This is a genomic window from Bacteroidia bacterium, assembly GCA_019695265.1.
Taxonomy (GTDB): Bacteria; Bacteroidota; Bacteroidia; order JAIBAJ01; family JAIBAJ01; genus JAIBAJ01.
In genome coordinates, this window is sequence record JAIBAJ010000002.1 from 22519 (window position 1) to 39017 (window position 16499).

General features: G+C 40.4%; 14 protein-coding genes. 6 read left to right on the top strand and 8 right to left on the bottom strand.

From position 1 onward, the window contains the following. Positions 1-168: 168 nt before the first annotated feature. From K1X82_00635 to gltX, 3 genes are read right to left on the bottom strand one after another with little or no spacing between them, the layout of a single operon-like run. On the bottom strand, positions 169-480 hold the full coding sequence (locus K1X82_00635; protein MBX7180591.1) for a (2Fe-2S) ferredoxin domain-containing protein: 312 nt from the start codon (positions 478-480) through the stop codon (positions 169-171). Between the two features lie 9 nt (positions 481-489). Beyond that, positions 490-846, bottom strand: a complete 357-nt coding sequence (folB, locus tag K1X82_00640; protein MBX7180592.1) for a dihydroneopterin aldolase — start codon at positions 844-846, stop codon at positions 490-492. Next, positions 846-2387 (bottom strand): glutamate--tRNA ligase, encoded by a 1542-nt coding sequence (gene gltX / locus K1X82_00645; protein ID MBX7180593.1) that lies wholly within the window; start codon positions 2385-2387, stop codon positions 846-848. Before gltX ends, folB begins: the two co-directional genes overlap by 1 nt. A 152-nt stretch (positions 2388-2539) precedes the next feature. Here gltX and galT point away from each other — a divergent pair, with 152 nt between their 5' ends. Both galT and K1X82_00655 read left to right on the top strand, forming a co-directional pair. Beyond that, positions 2540-3514 (top strand): galactose-1-phosphate uridylyltransferase, encoded by a 975-nt coding sequence (gene galT, locus K1X82_00650; protein MBX7180594.1) that lies wholly within the window; start codon positions 2540-2542, stop codon positions 3512-3514. 328 nt (positions 3515-3842) lie between these two features. Beyond that, a complete protein-coding gene (locus K1X82_00655) occupies positions 3843-4403 on the top strand; it encodes a fasciclin domain-containing protein (GenBank protein ID MBX7180595.1) in 561 nt (186 codons plus the stop codon). 157 nt (positions 4404-4560) lie between these two features. Here K1X82_00655 and K1X82_00660 read toward each other — a convergent pair whose 3' ends face one another. The 4 genes from K1X82_00660 to sppA all read right to left on the bottom strand — a co-directional run bounded on the left by K1X82_00660 (position 4561) and on the right by sppA (position 10058). Beyond that, positions 4561-5778: a T9SS type A sorting domain-containing protein gene (locus K1X82_00660; protein MBX7180596.1), complete on the bottom strand. Its 1218-nt coding sequence runs from the start codon at positions 5776-5778 to the stop codon at positions 4561-4563. A gap of 323 nt (positions 5779-6101) precedes the next feature. Continuing rightward, positions 6102-7268 carry a pyridoxal phosphate-dependent aminotransferase family protein gene (locus K1X82_00665; protein MBX7180597.1) on the bottom strand — a complete coding sequence of 389 codons (1167 nt, stop codon included), beginning with the start codon at positions 7266-7268 and terminating at the stop codon, positions 6102-6104. A 19-nt stretch (positions 7269-7287) separates the two neighbouring features. Further along, positions 7288-8271 (bottom strand): biotin synthase BioB, encoded by a 984-nt coding sequence (gene bioB, locus K1X82_00670; GenBank protein ID MBX7180598.1) that lies wholly within the window; start codon positions 8269-8271, stop codon positions 7288-7290. A 20-nt stretch (positions 8272-8291) separates the two neighbouring features. Next, positions 8292-10058, bottom strand: a complete 1767-nt coding sequence (sppA, locus tag K1X82_00675) for a signal peptide peptidase SppA (protein MBX7180599.1) — start codon at positions 10056-10058, stop codon at positions 8292-8294. Positions 10059-10417: 359 nt separating this feature from the next. Here sppA and folK point away from each other — a divergent pair, with 359 nt between their 5' ends. The 3 genes from folK to K1X82_00690 are packed head-to-tail and all read left to right on the top strand — an operon-like array spanning position 10418 to position 12440. Continuing rightward, positions 10418-10921, top strand: coding sequence for a 2-amino-4-hydroxy-6-hydroxymethyldihydropteridine diphosphokinase (folK, locus tag K1X82_00680; GenBank protein ID MBX7180600.1), 504 nt, complete (start codon positions 10418-10420; stop codon positions 10919-10921). Then, entirely contained in the window at positions 10918-11718 is an 801-nt protein-coding gene (locus tag K1X82_00685) for a M48 family metallopeptidase (protein MBX7180601.1), read from the top strand. The genes folK and K1X82_00685 overlap by 4 nt, the downstream gene beginning before the upstream one ends. Before the next feature lie 2 nt (positions 11719-11720). Next, positions 11721-12440, top strand: coding sequence for a cyclase family protein (locus K1X82_00690; protein MBX7180602.1), 720 nt, complete (start codon positions 11721-11723; stop codon positions 12438-12440). Positions 12441-12700: 260 nt separating this feature from the next. Here the strand turns inward: K1X82_00690 and K1X82_00695 are convergent, their stop codons facing one another. Beyond that, complete coding sequence (locus K1X82_00695; protein ID MBX7180603.1) at positions 12701-15139, bottom strand: TonB-dependent receptor; 2439 nt, start codon at positions 15137-15139, stop codon at positions 12701-12703. A 91-nt stretch (positions 15140-15230) separates the two neighbouring features. Here K1X82_00695 and dprA point away from each other — a divergent pair, with 91 nt between their 5' ends. Beyond that, complete coding sequence (gene dprA, locus K1X82_00700; protein MBX7180604.1) at positions 15231-16295, top strand: DNA-processing protein DprA; 1065 nt, start codon at positions 15231-15233, stop codon at positions 16293-16295. Positions 16296-16499 lie beyond the last annotated feature (204 nt).

A 16499-nucleotide genomic window follows, 5' to 3' on the forward strand; every position in this document is an offset into this window, starting at 1 on the left:
CCCGAGGCTAAAGCCGTCGGGGAACTGTGGGCTACACTGCCTCAATCGTTGCCCGAGCGCTTCGAACCGAGCTTAGCCAATTATTTAACAGTCAGTTTTTCAGCACAACAAGTACTTTAAAACCCTGCCAACCTAAGAGTAAGAGAGGAAATCAAGATTGAAAATAATCTATTTTTCTTTCACCTCCAACCTGCTTACTATTTGCTGACCTTCAATATGGCTTTCGATAATTTCTTGAATATCCTTCACTTGCACCCCACCATAAAAAACTGCATCGGGATAAATGGCAACCATAGGGCCTTTTTCGCAAACATCTAAACAGCCACATTTTTGAGCTCGAACCGAAATAGGTAGCTTTTTATGGTTTAGCTGTCTTTTAAATTCCTGAACCAATGCAAGTCCTTCCTGTTCACCACAACTGGGTCTGGTGCCCGGAACACGTTGATTCGTACAAATGAAAATATGTTTATCGTAAATCATAACTTAATTTTATGCCGAATACCTAACCACAGCGCTGTGCAAAGGGCCATTTACCGGCGGATTGAATTTAATAAGTTCCACATCAATTCTAAAAACCCAAGGGAAAATTCTCCTTAAATGATCATGAATTCGCTTGGCAACGTTTTCAATTAATTTGGATCGTTGTTCCATTTCCAATTTAACAACGGTATAAACTGTTACATAATCAACCGTTTTGCTTAAATCATCTGCTTCAGCTGCTTCCTCAAAATCTAGTTGAAAATGCACATTTACCTCAAACTCCTGCCCGATAATAGCTTCCTGATCCAAACAACCATGGTAGGCAAAGGTCTTAATTCCCAAAACGGAAATGGAATGTTGTCCCATTAGGCAGGTATTGGAAGGCTTATACCTTTTTGTAAACGATTCAAAACTTCAGTTTTACCTAAGGTGGCAACCAATTCGAATAATTGAGGGCCTCCACCTACACCGGAAACCAACACCCGGAACAACTGCATTACACTGCCGGGGTTCATTCCCAAGGTTTCGGCGGTTCCTTTGAAGGTTTTTTCAATTTCGGTGGCTTCAAAATTCTCTAAGTTGCCTAAGTTTTGGATAAATTGTTCGAAATACGCTTTTGCTGCCGGATTCCAACGTTTTTTCAAAACCTCGGCATCGTAGCTGCTTGGAGCTTGGAAGAAATAGTTGCCCAAATCCCAAAATTCGTGCACGAAATGGGCTTTTTCCTGAATCAATAAGCATACTTTTTCCAAATAAGCCCGGTCAGGATTGATTCCTTTGTTGGTTAAGGCAGGTAGGAAGGCATCGGCTAATTCAGAAGCCGACTTTTTTCGTAAGTATTGTTGGTTGAACCATTTGGCTTTTTCAGGGTCAAATTTGGCACCTGCTTTATTCACCCGCTCGAAAGAAAATTCGCTGATCAATTCGTCCATGGCAAACAATTCACGGTTTCCGCCCGGATGCCAGCCCAACAAGGCTAACATGTTGACGAAGGCCTCAGGGAAATAGCCGTTTTCGCGGTAACCCGAAGAAATTTCTCCGCTGAATGGGTCTTTCCATTGCAAAGGAAATACGGCAAATCCCAAACGGTCCCCATCTCTTTTGCTCAGTTTTCCGTTTCCATCCGGTTTCAACAACAAGGGCAAATGGGCATATTCCGGCATTTTATCTTCCAAACCCAAATAGCGCCAAATCAACACATGGGATGGTGCTGATGGTAACCACTCCTCACCTCGAACAGCATGGGTGATTTCCATTAAATAATCGTCAATGATATGCGCCATATGATAGGTGGGCATCCCGTCTGATTTGATTAAAACCTTGTCATCTACCGTGGATGAATTCACCACTACCCAACCTCGAATAATATCATGAAAGCGGATTTCTTCGTTGCGTGGTACTTTCAACCGAATAACGAAGGGTTCGCCATCGGCAATTTTTTGTTTCCACACATCTTCGGGCAAAGTCAATGAGTTTTTCATCATTTCCCGGGTGGTGTGGTTGTATTGGGGAGCCACTACTTTGGCCGCTTCCAAACGTTTACGCATGGCATCCAGGTCTTCGGCAGAGTCGAAAGCATAGTAGGCATGGCCTGAAGCTATAAGTTGATCGGCAAATTTTTGGTAAACGCCTTGTTCCTTGCGCTCACTCTGACGATAAGGTGCATGAGGTCCACCTACATGCGGTCCTTCGTCGGGAATAATACCGCACCAGGTTAAACTTTCGATAATATAATCCTCGGCTCCCGGCACATACCTGGTTTGGTCGGTATCTTCTATCCTTAAGAGGAAATCTCCTCCGTGTTTTTTGGCAAATAAATAATTGTATAATGCGCTCCTAACTCCGCCCATATGTAGCGGTCCGGTTGGACTTGGCGCAAATCTCAATCGTACTCTTCTGTTTTCCATAATTGGGCGCAAAGTTATTTCCTTTCATGTGATTTGCCAATGCCTTTTTTTATCCCTTATTTTTGCACCTGTTTTTTGATGAAATTGGATATTTCCTCCTTCAAAAATCACCATCGAATTTAACTCTTTTGTTTCAACCTAATTAAGTTTCCTTGCCACATCTTCGCTACAATCCATTACTCGATACCTTTACCATGGTGGCCTCGAATCGCCAACATAGACCGCATTTGCCCGGGAAGGAAACTTGTCCCTTTTGTCCGGATTCAGGTAAGGTGGATCCCAATTATGACGTTATTTCCTATCCCAATGATTTTCCGGTATTGTCCAATTCACCCGAATCATGCGAAGCTGAATCAGAACCGGAATTTTACAAAGCTAGCCAAGCCTATGGTCGTTGTGAGGTAATATTGTATTCCCCTGATCATAATGCTAAAATGTATGATTTGGCGAATGAAAAGGTTGAAAAAATCATTCAGCTTTGGATTGCTAAAAATGCTGAATTCTCCCTCGACCCTAAACTCAAATACATTTATCCTTTTGAAAACCGTGGAAAGGAAGTGGGTGTTACAATTCCACATCCTCACGGACAATTGTATGCTTATGGTTGGTTGCCGCTTAAAATAAAAACCGAACTCGATAACGCAAGGAAATATACGGAAACCACCGGAAAGAACCTTTTCGAAGAAATGATTCAGGCTGAAAAAACTGCAGGCACCCGAATGCTGGATGAAACGCCCAATTTTGCCTGCTTTATTCCCTACTTTACCGACTATCCATTTGGAGTTTTTATTGTAAATAAGAACAAAGCTAATTTGGCCGAGTTTCAACCGGAAGATATTTCTGAATTAGCTATTTTAATTAAAAAAGTGGTTTATTCCTTCGATCACTTGTTCGATCGGGAATTCCCTTACATGATGGCCATTCACCAGACCCCGGTTAACTTGCCCGAGTTTAGCAATGCCTCCGGCTATTTCCGATTTCATATCGAGTTTTATCCTCCTTTGCGAGATAAAGAGAAAATAAAATGGTATGCTTCATCTGAAATGGGTGCCTGGGCTGCAGCTAACACCTTGTCTGTAGAAGCATGTGCCGCGGAACTTCGAAAACATTGGCCCAATTCCTTTTAACTCCAATTGAAATTCTAGCAAACATTAAACCCAAATTCCGAAATAGAATTCTATTACGGCTTCCAACTACTGCAAATACAAGGATTTCAGAACAATTTTTGACTTAATAATAGTTTACTATTTCTTATCCCAAAAATTAACTTGAAACCCCTGTCCTTATTGTATTTGAAAGCCTCATCACGATTTCTAATGCAGAATTTGGGTTAAACCAAAATTGGAACTTTGATTTTCAATCAAAACCTGTTGTTTATCATGCCTTTTTTATGACTGCACCCATAATTGGGCTGTTATTGCCCACTTACTTTTGGTGCATATCAATTCATAAAAAATGAAAACAAATCTCTTGATGCCCAGCCTACTAGTTTTAGCTTTGTCGGCAGGCTGTGGTAATGGAACCGAAACTCCAAGCGAAAACGCCACCTCAGAATCCACCGAAACTTCTGCACCTGCGGGACAATTCGGTGTGCAAGATGATCAGTCGGCTCCAAACATTGTACAGGTAGCTGTTGGAAGTAAAGATCATACTACCTTGGTTGCTGCTGTTAAAGCCGCTGAATTGGTTGACGCTCTCAGTAATGCAGGTCCTTTTACAGTTTTTGCTCCCGTTAATTCGGCATTTGATAAACTACCTCCGGGAACCGTAGATGATTTACTAAAACCCGAAAACAAGGACAAATTGACCAATATTTTAGGTTATCATACCTATGTGGGAGTTATTAACGGAATTCTTCTGCAAGATGGAGCTCAGTACGATATGGTCTTCGGTGGTAAAGTAAAAATTGCCAAAAAAGGCGATAAAACTTATGTAAATGGAAATGAAATTCTAGCAACTATCACGGCTTCCAATGGAGTGATCCATGTAATTGATCAGGTGCTTTTACCAAAATAAGTATGTTCGGGTTAAAATTGCTAAAGGGGGACAAATGAAGGTGTTCCCCTTTTTTTTATGAAGTTTTTCGGAGTTTTGGTACCATCCAATTTTGAATTTGGGATAAAAAGGAATGGTAACGAATCTATCGGAATCACCTGTTATTATTGGAGTAGTCTTAACCTTTAGTTTTAATTAGTTTTTGAATGGTTTTTCCATCCTCCTTTTCTATTTCGAGCAGGTAAAATCCGCTTTCTATAAAACTAATATCCAATTGAGACCAACTTACTTTGGAAATCTGCCATTCCTGAATTTTTTCGCCACTCAGGTTCCATAGTCGAATGGTTGCATTCATGTTGGTTGAACCTTGTATAACCAGCTCGTTCTGTACCGGATTGGGGAATACATGTAATCCGGATTCGGATGGGGTGAATTTACCTTTCCAAACTTCAGGAGTGCGATGGTAACTCGAATCAATTCCTGAAATTAGGTAGATTGAATTACCCATAGAAACTGCATTCATGCCTTTGCGCGGTGAAAAGGGTAATTCACCTAATTCAATCCATTCGTCGAGATATGGTTTATAAAAATAAGCTTCATTATAGAAGACACGATTTGGATCCATTCCTCCTAATACAACAATTCCATCCGCAAAGGAAAAGGCATTTCCATATTGTATGTTTTTTCCCGGGAAGTCACTTTTCCTTTGCCAAATGGCAGAGTTAGGTTCATATGAATACCAGTCATGGAATCCAATTTTTTCAGAAGAATCAATTCCTAAGCCTACAAAAACAACTTTCCCCCAGTTGGATAAAACAGCTTCTTTTCTTGGTTCTCCGGGAAAGGCCGGCTTTTTTAACCAGGTGCTATCTGCTAAACTAAATTCCCACCAATCGTTAAAACATGAGCTTCCATTGCTACCAAGTCCAAAGAAAATTCGTTCTTCTACATTTCCCGATACTTGTTGTTTTCGTGCAGGTCCAAACGGAAATGGAAAGGGAGTCCAAAGGTTAGGATTGCTACCCATGCATTGGCAGTCCTGTAAGGTAGATCCCGCTTTTCCACCTGCAATACAAAAATGGTCATTCCAGTAAAAACCGGATGCATATTGCCGGGGGGTATAATTTATAAAACCCCGGTTGTTCCATGTTTCAGAATCAGGGTCAAATTGCCATATATCAGGGGCAATGTAGAAGCCTGAGTTTAATCCGCCTGTAACATATACTTGGTTTTGATAGGTAAAACTTATTCCATCATCAAAGGGTAAACCGGGGAAATCGTTTAGTTTTTCCCAGCTTAGTTTTTGTGAAAATCCGAACAATGGAAGAAGCAGAAAGAGTAGGGGTTGAAATTTTTGCATCCGACGCAAACGTATTAATTTTTCAAAAATTGCCATACGTATTGGATATTCAGTTTTGAAAGTAAAAAAGGGCATTTTAAGCCTTAAAAGATATCAGTTGAAGATTTTGATTTCAACTTTTTGAATTTAAAACCTTTGGTAACCGGTTCTAATTGTTCCTTGCAAGTTCGGTTGGGTTTGGGTCGGGTAGGGATAGAGGCAGTTACCCCACAGGACCACGCAGCGATAGCAAGTGGGACGAGGAGTAACGACGATAGCCCGGACCTGAGCCCGGTTACCTTTTGGGCAATGTTATCCAAGTTCATGCGAAGGTACCCGCATAATAAGCATTTAAAAAAAAGAAGCCAACTGTTGCAGGTTTAAGGTAAATTACTGTCAATTAATTCCACCAAACCTTCCATTTCAGTAGTGGAGTTAAAGGTGTGCAGGCAAATTCGAATACGCTCCTTGCCTTTAGGAACCGTGGGAAAAACCAAGGGGCGTAAATCAAAACCTGAGTCCAGCAACTTAGCACAAAGCTTACGTACTTCGTGGTTTCCGGGAAGCAAAAGTCCTTGAATCATGCTGGAACTTCCCTTTAGAAAGGGCAAATGGGCATGAGTTTCCATTAGATTTTTAAAGGTCTGAATGGTTTTTTGAGCTTGTTGGGGATAATCGGGATGCGAATTTAGCAACTCGTAAGCCGATTTAATTTCAAGCAGGGAAGTCAATGACGCAGCCGTAGAATAAATAAAGGAGCGGGCAAAATTGATTAGGTATTGTTTACCTAAAGGAGAGGTTAATACGGCCGCACCATGGTTTCCTAAAGCTTTAGAAAAGGTTATTAAACGGGCAAAGATGCGGTTTTGAAGGCCTAATTCATAGCATAATCCTTGACCTTTTGGCCCAAAAATGCCGGTTGCATGGGCTTCATCCGCAAGAATATTAGCGCCATACTTTTCGGCAAGTTCGCAAATTTCTGTAAGAGGGGCAGGGTCTCCATCCATGGAGTAAATAGTTTCTACCAGTATAAATTTTTGGAAATCAATTGATTCTCCTTTGGTATGGGCCAAAAGTGCTTCCAAGTGATCCATATCGTTGTGCTGAAACGGAATTCCTTTTATTCGGGCTAGTTTCATACCATCGTGCATGGAAGCGTGAACCAGTTCATCGTAAAATACCACGTCGCCCGGACGAACGAAGGCCGAAATCATACCGATGTTGGCATCATAACCCGAGTTAAAGAGCAAGGCAGCCGGTGCATCGTGGAAGGCTTGTAAGGTATTTTCAATTTCTTCGGCTAATTCCGAATTGCCCGAAAGCAACCTGGAACCGGTGGAGCCATGTTTTCGAAGGTTGGTATCGTGAAATTGTTGCCAATGCTGAACAAACAAATCATCCAGCTCCAATGATCTTGAAAATCCCAAATAGTCGTTGGAGTAAAAATCAACCAATCCTCCGGTAAGTTTAAGGGTTCTTAAACTCCCTTCCTGCTTGCGTTTTTCAAGGACTTCGGCAAGCCTTTTTTCGATTGGATATTCAGGCAAATGAAGAAGCTAGAATTAACTATGCCAAGGTTTTTTCAGTCACCTTGTCCGGTCTTGGATCATTTTTGAAGGCCGGTTTTGATTTCAGATTGAAAAGTTTAAACATTTCTTTATCCTGGTCGAAATCCGGGTTGGGGGTGGTAAGCAGTTTCTCGCCGGCAAAAATGGAATTCGCGCCTGCCATAAAGCAAAGCGCTTGTCCTTCGAGCGACATTCTGGTTCTTCCGGCCGATAAGCGAACGGTAGTTTTTGGCATAGCAATTCGGGTAGTGGCAATCATCCGAACCATGTCCCAAATTGGAACAACCGGTTGGTCTTCCAACGGAGTACCTTCCACCGGTACCAAAGCATTGATTGGAACACTTTCCGGCTGAGGATCTAAATTGGCAAGGGTTATCAGCATATCCATGCGGTCTTCAACCGATTCACCCATGCCAATAATTCCACCCGAACATACGGTAACACCCGCTTTACGCACATTGTTAATAGTGTTTAAACGGTCGTCGTAAGTGCGGGTGGTAATAATGTTTTCGTAATTTTCTGAAGAGGTATCGAGGTTGTGGTTATAAGCATATAAACCGGCATCGGCTAGTCGTTGTGCCTGTTCTTCTGAAAGCATGCCAAGGGTACAACAAACTTCCATTCCAATGTTGTTTACACCTTTCACCATATCAATCACCTTATCAAAATCGCGGTTATTGCGAACTTCTCTCCATGCTGCACCCAAACAAAGTCTGGAAGCCCCTCCATCCTTGGCATTTTGGGCAATTTCCATCACTTCATTTACTTCCATAAGCTTATGAACTTTCACCTTGGTATTATACCTGGCAGATTGTGGACAATAGGCACAATCTTCGCTACAACCACCGGTTTTAACCGATATAAGTGAACTCACCTGAACCTCGTTTGGGGTTTGGTTAGCTCTATGAACCTGCTGAGCTTGAAACAGCAAGTCGAACAAAGGCTGGTTGTATATGGCTAATAATTCCTCCTTGGTATACATAATCTATAGGGTGTTAATTCTTAGTAAACCTCCAATTCGTAAGGTATTCTGGCTTGAATGCCTTCAATTTGTAAAGCACGCTGAATTCGTTTATAGTATTCGTAATGTTGTCCCAATTGGGCTTTAATGATGGCTTCTTCACCTTCGCCACCCAATTGTTTCATTATTTTTTGGAAAGGTTCTTCTTGCTCCGGATAGCCAACTACACGGTAGTTTTCAAGTTTGGCTTTTTTAGCAGCAAAAGCAATTGCATCTTTTAATCCACCAAATTCATCTATCAATTTGATTTTTTTGGCATCACTTCCGGCCCAAACACGACCTTGACCAATGGAATCAACATTGGCGGTTGGCATGTTACGACCTTCTCCAACGTGGGTAATAAAGGTTTGGTAAACTTCTTCTACACCTTGTTGAATAATATCTCTTTCGGTGTCGGTAAGCGGACGATAAGAGGCTCCCATGTCGGCAAACTTATTGGTACGAACGGTATCAATTGTAATACCTAATTTGTTGTTGAACAACTTCTTGGTATTCATCAATACGCCAAATACACCGATGGAACCGGTAATGGTGTTCGGACTGGCGAAAATTCGATCGGCTGCACATGAAATATAGTACCCGCCTGATGCAGCTACATCACCCATAGAAACAACCACCGGCTTAACTTTCTTGGTCAAAACAACTTCTCTCCACATAATGTCCGAAGCCAAAGCCGATCCTCCAGGAGAGTTAACACGCAAAACAATGGCCTTCACTTTCTCGTCCAATCTGGCTTTACGAATAGCGGCTGCAATTCGGTCTCCACCAACATTGTCATCTTCTCCTTCACCATCAACAATATCTCCGCTGGCATAAATAATGGCCACTTTTTCTTTAACTTTTTCTTCTTTACTTGGAGTTTCAAAATACTTGCTCAAACTCACAAACTTAATTTTGTCTTTTTCTTCAATACCAACACGTTTACGCAGGCTAGCCTGAATTTCATCTTCATAGGCTAGTTTGTCAACCAATTTATATTTCAACGCATCTTTTGGGTTGCGAATCAAAGCTTGGTCGGCCATGGCATTTAATTCCTGAACCGATAGTTTACGTGCAGATGAAATTCCATCTAACATACGGTTCCACAATGCATTTAGGTAAGTGGAGGTTTGCTCGCGGTTGGCATCGCTCATTTTGTCTAAAATCAAAGGCTCAATAGCACTTTTGAATTTTCCATGGCGAATAATTTGTGGTTCAACTTCCAACTTTTCCAAAGTGCCTTTTAAAAACATAACCGAGGCAGAAAGTCCACGAAAATCCAATCCTCCTTCCGGGTGGATCATGATAGAATCAGCAACGGATGACAAATAATAGGCTTTTTGATCGTAAGTATTTGAATAGGCCAAGATAAATTTGCCCGATTTCTTAAAATCTAATAAGGCATTCCGAATTTCTTCGGTGGTAGCCATTCCCGCAGGAACACCATCAATATGCATATAGATTCCTTTGATTTTATCATCGGTTTTGGCTTTTTCAAGTCCATTTAAAATGTCCACCAAGCCCATTCCTTGTTTGTTTTGGCCACTAAGTGGATTAAAATTTTTGAACGGATTGTTATCTGACCGATCAGAAATTGGACCTGAAAATTCAATTTTTAAGATGCTATTATCATCAATTTCAGCAGTCTTTTTGCTGCCTGCAGATGCTGCAATGCCTCCAATAATGGCAATTACCAGGAACAAAAGAATTACATTGGCCAAAATAAAACCAAGCATTGAGGCGAAAACAACTTTGAAGAACTGTTTCATTTCTATTTGAGATTTAAGGGAGGCAAAAGTAGTGGTTTAAACCGAAAGTTTTTCAGCTTTCTTTTGGTGTTCGATTTTATGTTTGATAAATTGGTAGATGTTTTTAATTTTTAGGATGCGGGCCCCTTTTTGCCTTACAGGTTTGTTGATATGCTCCAAAATGGCTGCCACAGGCAAAAAGGTCACGCTTTCGGCTGTAATCCTCGTCGCACTTGGCTAGCGCCGCGTTCTCCTGTGGGTTACTTGCCTCAATCGTTGCCCGAGGGTTCATCCCCTGAACAGTAGTTTAGCCCGCATGAAAAGCGATTCTGCTTCTAATAATCAAATGGTTTGTGCATACTTCTATCTTTGTGCTATATATGAACACTATCCACTTGCTATTAGGTACCAACCAGGGTGATCGAATGCATAATCTCGATTTAGCCCATGAAATGGTTTTAGAAAGGATTGGAATGATTGTTCGGACAAGTCAAATTTACCAATCTCCGCCTTGGGGCTTTCAAGCTGAGCAGGATTTTTATAACCAGGTTTTATGTGTCGAAACAAGTCTTGAGCCAATGGAAGTACTCACCGAAATTTTGAGTTTTGAAGAGAAATTAGGCCGAAAGCGGGAAGTTAAGGAAGGACAAAAGGTTTACCATTCCCGAAAAATGGATATTGATATTCTGTTGTGGGAAGATAAGGTCATTGAGACGGACCAATTAAATGTACCACACCCTAGAATGACAGAACGTAGGTTTGTTTTGCTGCCCTTGGCCGAAGTTTCTGCCGAAGTTCAACATCCGGTTTTTAAAACAAGCATTCAGGAACTTTGTCATCTTTGCCTCGATTTAAGTCAGGTTGAACCAATAACCATTGCATGAAAAAAATACTCTTTATTGCTATTTTGTTTGGGTGCTCGTGTAACAGTGTTCCAATTACCAATCGTAAACAACTCAACTTACTTCCGGAGTCTCAATTGGTGGGAATGGGTTTAACCGAGTATAAGTCCTTCTTAGCTCAACATCCTCCGGTAGCTTCCGGAAACTCCAATGCAGATTTGGTGAAACGAGTTGGAATTAAAATACAACAAGCAGTCACTAAGTTTTTTCAACAGAAAGGCCTAGGATCCAGATTGAATGGATATAAATGGGAGTTTAACCTGGTTAATTCGCCTGAAGTGAATGCCTGGTGTATGCCCGGTGGTAAGGTGGTGGTTTATTCCGGATTGTTAAATGTAACCAAAGATGAAGCATCCTTAGCCTTTGTAATGGGGCACGAAATTGCGCATGCCATAGCTCGGCATGGAAATGAGCGAATGAGTGAAGCCATTATTGCTGAGACCGGGGCATTGGCTTTAGATACCTATCTGCAAACGCAACAAGTGAAGTCCAGGGCACTATTTAACCAGGCCTATGCCATTGGAGCCCAGGTTGGAGTGATGTTGCCTTTTAGCAGAATGCATGAAAGCGAGGCCGATAAAATGGGAATGGTTTTTATGGCTTTGGCCGGATACGACCCTTCTAAATCACCTGAATTTTGGAAACGGATGCAAGCAGCAGGAGGTTCCAAACCGCCCGAATTTTTAAGTACTCACCCGAGCGATGCCTCTCGCGAAAAGGCTATGAAAGAATATTTGCCTGAAGCCATGAAATACTTTAAAAAACCTATTGCTCCTTAAGTATGGATTATGCCAACATCGATTTCGAAAACGGGAAGGATATTTCTATTCCATTTCAACCTCAAGGAGTTAATGCATTTTGGGCACCTGATGTTTCTATTGAGCCATACATAAATGGTTCATTTATCGGGGATATTAATCATGGAAGCAGTGTCAATTACCGAAACGTTTTTTTCAACCCACATGGAAATGGGACACATACCGAATGTATAGGGCATATTCATGCGGATTGGCAGAAAGTCAATGAGTTGACCTTGCCATTTCTGATGAAGTGTTTGTTGGTTTCAGCTACACCGGTTTCCAGAATGGACGATTGGGTTATAGGTTTAGAATCGCTACAATTACCTGAACAAACCCATTGTAAGGCCATTGTAATTCGCAGCCTGCCTAATCCTGAAAGCAAGAAAACGGCACAATACTCAGGTACCAATCCACCCTATGTAGATCAGGAACTCATGAGAAGATTGGTTAATCTTGGCTTTGAGCATTTCTTAATTGATTTACCCTCCGTTGACAAGGAAGAGGATGGAGGAGAATTAAGTGCTCACAAAATTTGGTGGGATTGGAAGGGAGGATCTCGGTATGGATGTACGATAACAGAATTGGTTTATGTGCCAGATTCGTTACCGGATGGGACTTATGCCTTGCACTTGGGCTTAACCAATTTAAGGAACGATGCAGTTCCTTCTCGTCCTATTTTGTTTCCTTTCATTTCTATTTAATACCAGTGTTATTTGAGAAATAGTCCAAAACCTATTTCGAAAATTACAGGGGTAAATTCCGATGCTAAAGCTGTTTAGGCAAATTAGTGCGAAGCTTCATTGGATTAATACAGTTCGGCTATCGATATTAGTCCAATAAACAGACGAAAGGGTAATAAAAAAGGCCGAAAATTTCGGCCTTTTTTATTGTTAGGAAAGTTTATCCTTTTTAGTTTTCAAATATCCAGGTGATTTTTAAGAAAATAGCCGGATAATCGGAATTAGATTTTTAAAGTATATTGAATTACCCAGGTTCTTGGAGGCATAATGTTCAAAGGACGCAAGGTGTATTCTCTATTAAGCATATTGTTGATGATAAGTGAAATTCGGTTGTTTTTGTTGATATTGTAGGCAACCCTGAAATCCACCACATAGTCACCTTTGTTGTGTTTTTTTCTGTAATTGGTAACGTTACCAATACCATTATAGCCATTGAAATCCTCAAACAATTTATCCACGTTTTGCATAAAGCTATTATACCTTAAGCTACCTCCAAGTAAAAATCCTTTCCAGGAAATCTCGATATCGGCTTTAACCAAATGTTGGAAACGATATTTCAAAATATAGTTGGTTGTATCAGAAGAGGTAGTTAGGTAAGTGATTTTGGCTACACTATCATTGTCGAAATAGAAATTTGGATTTAATGAAATTGGTTTCATATAGGTATAACCCAACAACATATTGATTTCAACATTGCCAATTTTACCATTACCTAAGATGGATATATCAACTCCGGATGAACGTGTAGGGCCTATATTTACTGAACGGAAACCTGGATTGATTAAACCGCCAATACCGGATGTGGCTGAAGAATCCCAAAGTCCAAAAATGAATTCAATGTTGTTTTTGTATTGTTGTAGAAAGTAGGCAGCATCGAAGTAACCTTTGAAGTTTCCAATTTTAACGCCTTGTTTAATACCAACTTCAGCATTCCAACTGGTTTCTGAACCTAAGGTTTGGTTTGGGAAAATTTGGATAGGACCAATTGAGGTATAGATATATTTCTCAGCGATGGTTGGGAAACGGTAACCTTGTCCGAAAGAACCACGAAGGTAGGTTTCTTTATTGGTTACCTTCAAATTCATCCCTGCTCTGAAAACGGGTTTCCCTTGATCTTCACCATTAATAGCAAAATGCTCATATCGAACACCGGCGTTAAGAGTCAAACGTTTCCAAAAGGTTTTATCTAATTGTAAATAGGCAGCCAGGTTGGTTGCGGAACTTTTACCTGATTTATCTTCATTTCCCATATACAACGAAGCCTCTGCAACGGTATAGGAGCCCATGATACCGGTAGTTAAGGTGAATTCTTTAATACCATAATCATCAAAACGTTGCTGGTATTGATAGTTGGCATAATACCAATCTGATTTATTGGCCCTGTTACCGCTATTGGCATTGTTTACATGGAAAATTCGGGTTCTCAAAGCATGAGACGCTCCTTTTTTACCATAATAGGTCAAATATGGATCAATGTTATAGGTAACTTGTTTGGTTTCGGTTACAGAATTAGGATAAGGCCTGTATAATCCGGATGAATCATTTAACCACAATAAAGTTCCGTTGGAATGAGAATACATATAGTTACCATTCACTCCAATAGAAAGTCCATCAACTTTTTTGAATCTGTATCGAAGGTTTATATTAGTTCTGCCTCTTCTTTCGTACATGCTTTCATTTCTGGAAATTCCTGTAATGGAATCATTGGCATCTTTAACGTAATTGTAGGAAACTCCGGAAACAAGGGTATCTCCGGTTTCAGGTCCGATAAACCCTTGGTCATAGTATAAATTACCACCCCAAACAAAATCCAATTGGCCAATTTTTCTGGAATGTAGGAAATTTAATCCTGTGTAAATTGGAGATGTTTTACCGGCATAATATTCTTGGTCGGTTTGAGGTTTATCATAAAGTCCGGTAAACACATTTATTTTGGTTTGAGGAACATCTCTTGGGTAGGAAGTACGGATGTTAATAACACCATTTAGGGCAGCAGAACCATATAATACGGAAGAAGCACCTTTAATTACCTCAATTTGTTCAACATTTTCAACCGGTAAAAAGCCCCAGGAAGGACGACCGGCATCACCGGAAAGAAGTGGTAAATCATCTACTAGAACCATTACACGGCTTCCTGCTCCAAAGCTATATCCGCTACCGCCACGAATTTGAGGTTCATTATCTACGATAGTAACACCGGGCGTTTGTTGAACGGCCTGATCCATCGATGTTGTATTTTTATTCTCAATAATGTTTGGCTTAATTACATCCATGGAAACGGTAACCTTTTCAATGGGTTTGGCAAACTTACCTTCCGAATATACAATGGTTCCCAGTTCGGTCGTGGCAGTTTCCAGGGCAATATCGAGCAGAACGATTCCACCATCTTTAATTTCAACAATTTTCTTTTGTTCTTTAAAACCAACGCTGGTGATAAGGATGGTTTGTTTTCCGGCAGGTAACTTTAATTCGTACTTTCCATCTAGGTCAGTTGATGCCCCTTTGGACTTGTCTTTTTCCCAAACCACATTGGCTCCCGGGATAGTTTCTTGGGTTTTTCCGTCTTTGATGACACCTTTAACAGTTCCTGTTTGGGCTATTGAAAAATTGTAAAATGCTGTAAAACAGACTGTTAGTACTAGGGTAAGATAGGATTTCATTTAAAATATGTTAAATTCGCGGCCACGAAAATAATATAATTCTTTTACGCCTTTGTTAAACAACGATTTATTATATAAGATCGCTATCACAATGATAGAAGGAGTAGGTCCTGTAACTGCAAGAAAATTAATTGCTTATTCAGGAGGTGTGGCTCCAATTTTCAGTTCAAAAAAATCCATCCTGGCAAAAATTCCCGGGATTAGAGACAATCATATTTCAGGGATTTTTAAAGATGATTTGCTTCCCAGGGCTGAAAAGGAGCTGAAGTTTATTGAGAAAAATGATATTCAAACCTACTATTTTTTGGATGAAAATTATCCACGCCGAATAAAAGAGTTGGACGATAGTCCGGTTCTATTGTTTGGTAAAGGAAATTTACAACTCAATTCAGATAGAGTTATTTCAATTGTTGGAACTAGGAATGCAACAGAATACGGCAAATTGATGACTTCAAAAATTGTTGAGGAACTTGCTCCATTCCAACCATTAATATTAAGTGGATTAGCTTATGGTATTGATATTGCAGCGCATAAAGCGGCATTGGATATTGGTTTGCAAACAGTTGGAGTTGTTGGGCATGGTTTAGATACACTTTATCCATCGTTGCATAAACCCATTGCGGAGAAAATGATGGAGAACGGAGGAGTTTTGAGCGCATATCCGAGTAAAACATCCATAGACCCCAATAATTTTCCGGATAGAAACAGAATTGTAGCAGCCATGACAGATGCGGTGCTTGTTATGGAGGCTGGTGCTTCCGGTGGGGCTTTAATTACTGCCAATTTTGCCTCAGAATTTAAACGGGATGTTATGGCATTTCCCGGAAGATCCATTGACCCATTTTCGGCGGGTTGTAATGATTTGATTAAAAAGGGGAAAGCAAAAATGGTGGAGTCTTCCAAAGAAATTGCTGATATTCTTGGCTGGAGATTAGACAATCAGAATACCAAACCTATTCAAAAGCAATTGTTTGTTGAATTAGATGAAGTTGAACAACAAATTTGGAACACCTTAAAGCTGGATGGTAAACTTAAAATGGATATCCTGTCCTTGAAAATTGGAAAAAGTTTAAGTCAAACATCTTCCACCTTATTTAATTTGGAACTAAAAGGGATTGTAAAATGTTATCCTGGAACTATTTATGGTTTGGTATAATGGGAATTTGCGTGAAGCCGGGAAGCTTTTAATATACCAGATATAATGAATCATTTACTACAACTAATCGCTTGACTTTTACCTAATGTTCTTAGCATTATTTTCATTTGGTTTGATAATTAGATCTTGACTTTAGCCGGAACTGCAGCTTTAGTTTAAAGTTATTACCTGCCGCATTTCATACTTATTTTTAGTTCCTTGGTT

Bases quoted from the DNA above. Each gene is read 5' to 3' on its own strand.
- bioB (MBX7180598.1), bottom strand. From the start codon at position 8,271: ATGTATACCAAGGAGGAATTATTAGCCATATACAACCAGCCTTTGTTC.
- folK (MBX7180600.1), top strand. From the start codon at position 10,418: ATGAACACTATCCACTTGCTATTAGGTACCAACCAGGGTGATCGAATG.
- folB (MBX7180592.1), bottom strand. From the start codon at position 846: ATGGGACAACATTCCATTTCCGTTTTGGGAATTAAGACCTTTGCCTAC.
- K1X82_00695 (MBX7180603.1), bottom strand. From the start codon at position 15,139: ATGAAATCCTATCTTACCCTAGTACTAACAGTCTGTTTTACAGCATTT.
- K1X82_00655 (MBX7180595.1), top strand. From the start codon at position 3,843: ATGAAAACAAATCTCTTGATGCCCAGCCTACTAGTTTTAGCTTTGTCG.
- K1X82_00660 (MBX7180596.1), bottom strand. From the start codon at position 5,778: ATGGCAATTTTTGAAAAATTAATACGTTTGCGTCGGATGCAAAAATTT.
- dprA (MBX7180604.1), top strand. From the start codon at position 15,231: ATGATAGAAGGAGTAGGTCCTGTAACTGCAAGAAAATTAATTGCTTAT.
- K1X82_00635 (MBX7180591.1), bottom strand. From the start codon at position 480: ATGATTTACGATAAACATATTTTCATTTGTACGAATCAACGTGTTCCG.
- sppA (MBX7180599.1), bottom strand. From the start codon at position 10,058: ATGAAACAGTTCTTCAAAGTTGTTTTCGCCTCAATGCTTGGTTTTATT.
- K1X82_00690 (MBX7180602.1), top strand. From the start codon at position 11,721: ATGGATTATGCCAACATCGATTTCGAAAACGGGAAGGATATTTCTATT.
- K1X82_00685 (MBX7180601.1), top strand. From the start codon at position 10,918: ATGAAAAAAATACTCTTTATTGCTATTTTGTTTGGGTGCTCGTGTAAC.
- gltX (MBX7180593.1), bottom strand. From the start codon at position 2,387: ATGGAAAACAGAAGAGTACGATTGAGATTTGCGCCAAGTCCAACCGGA.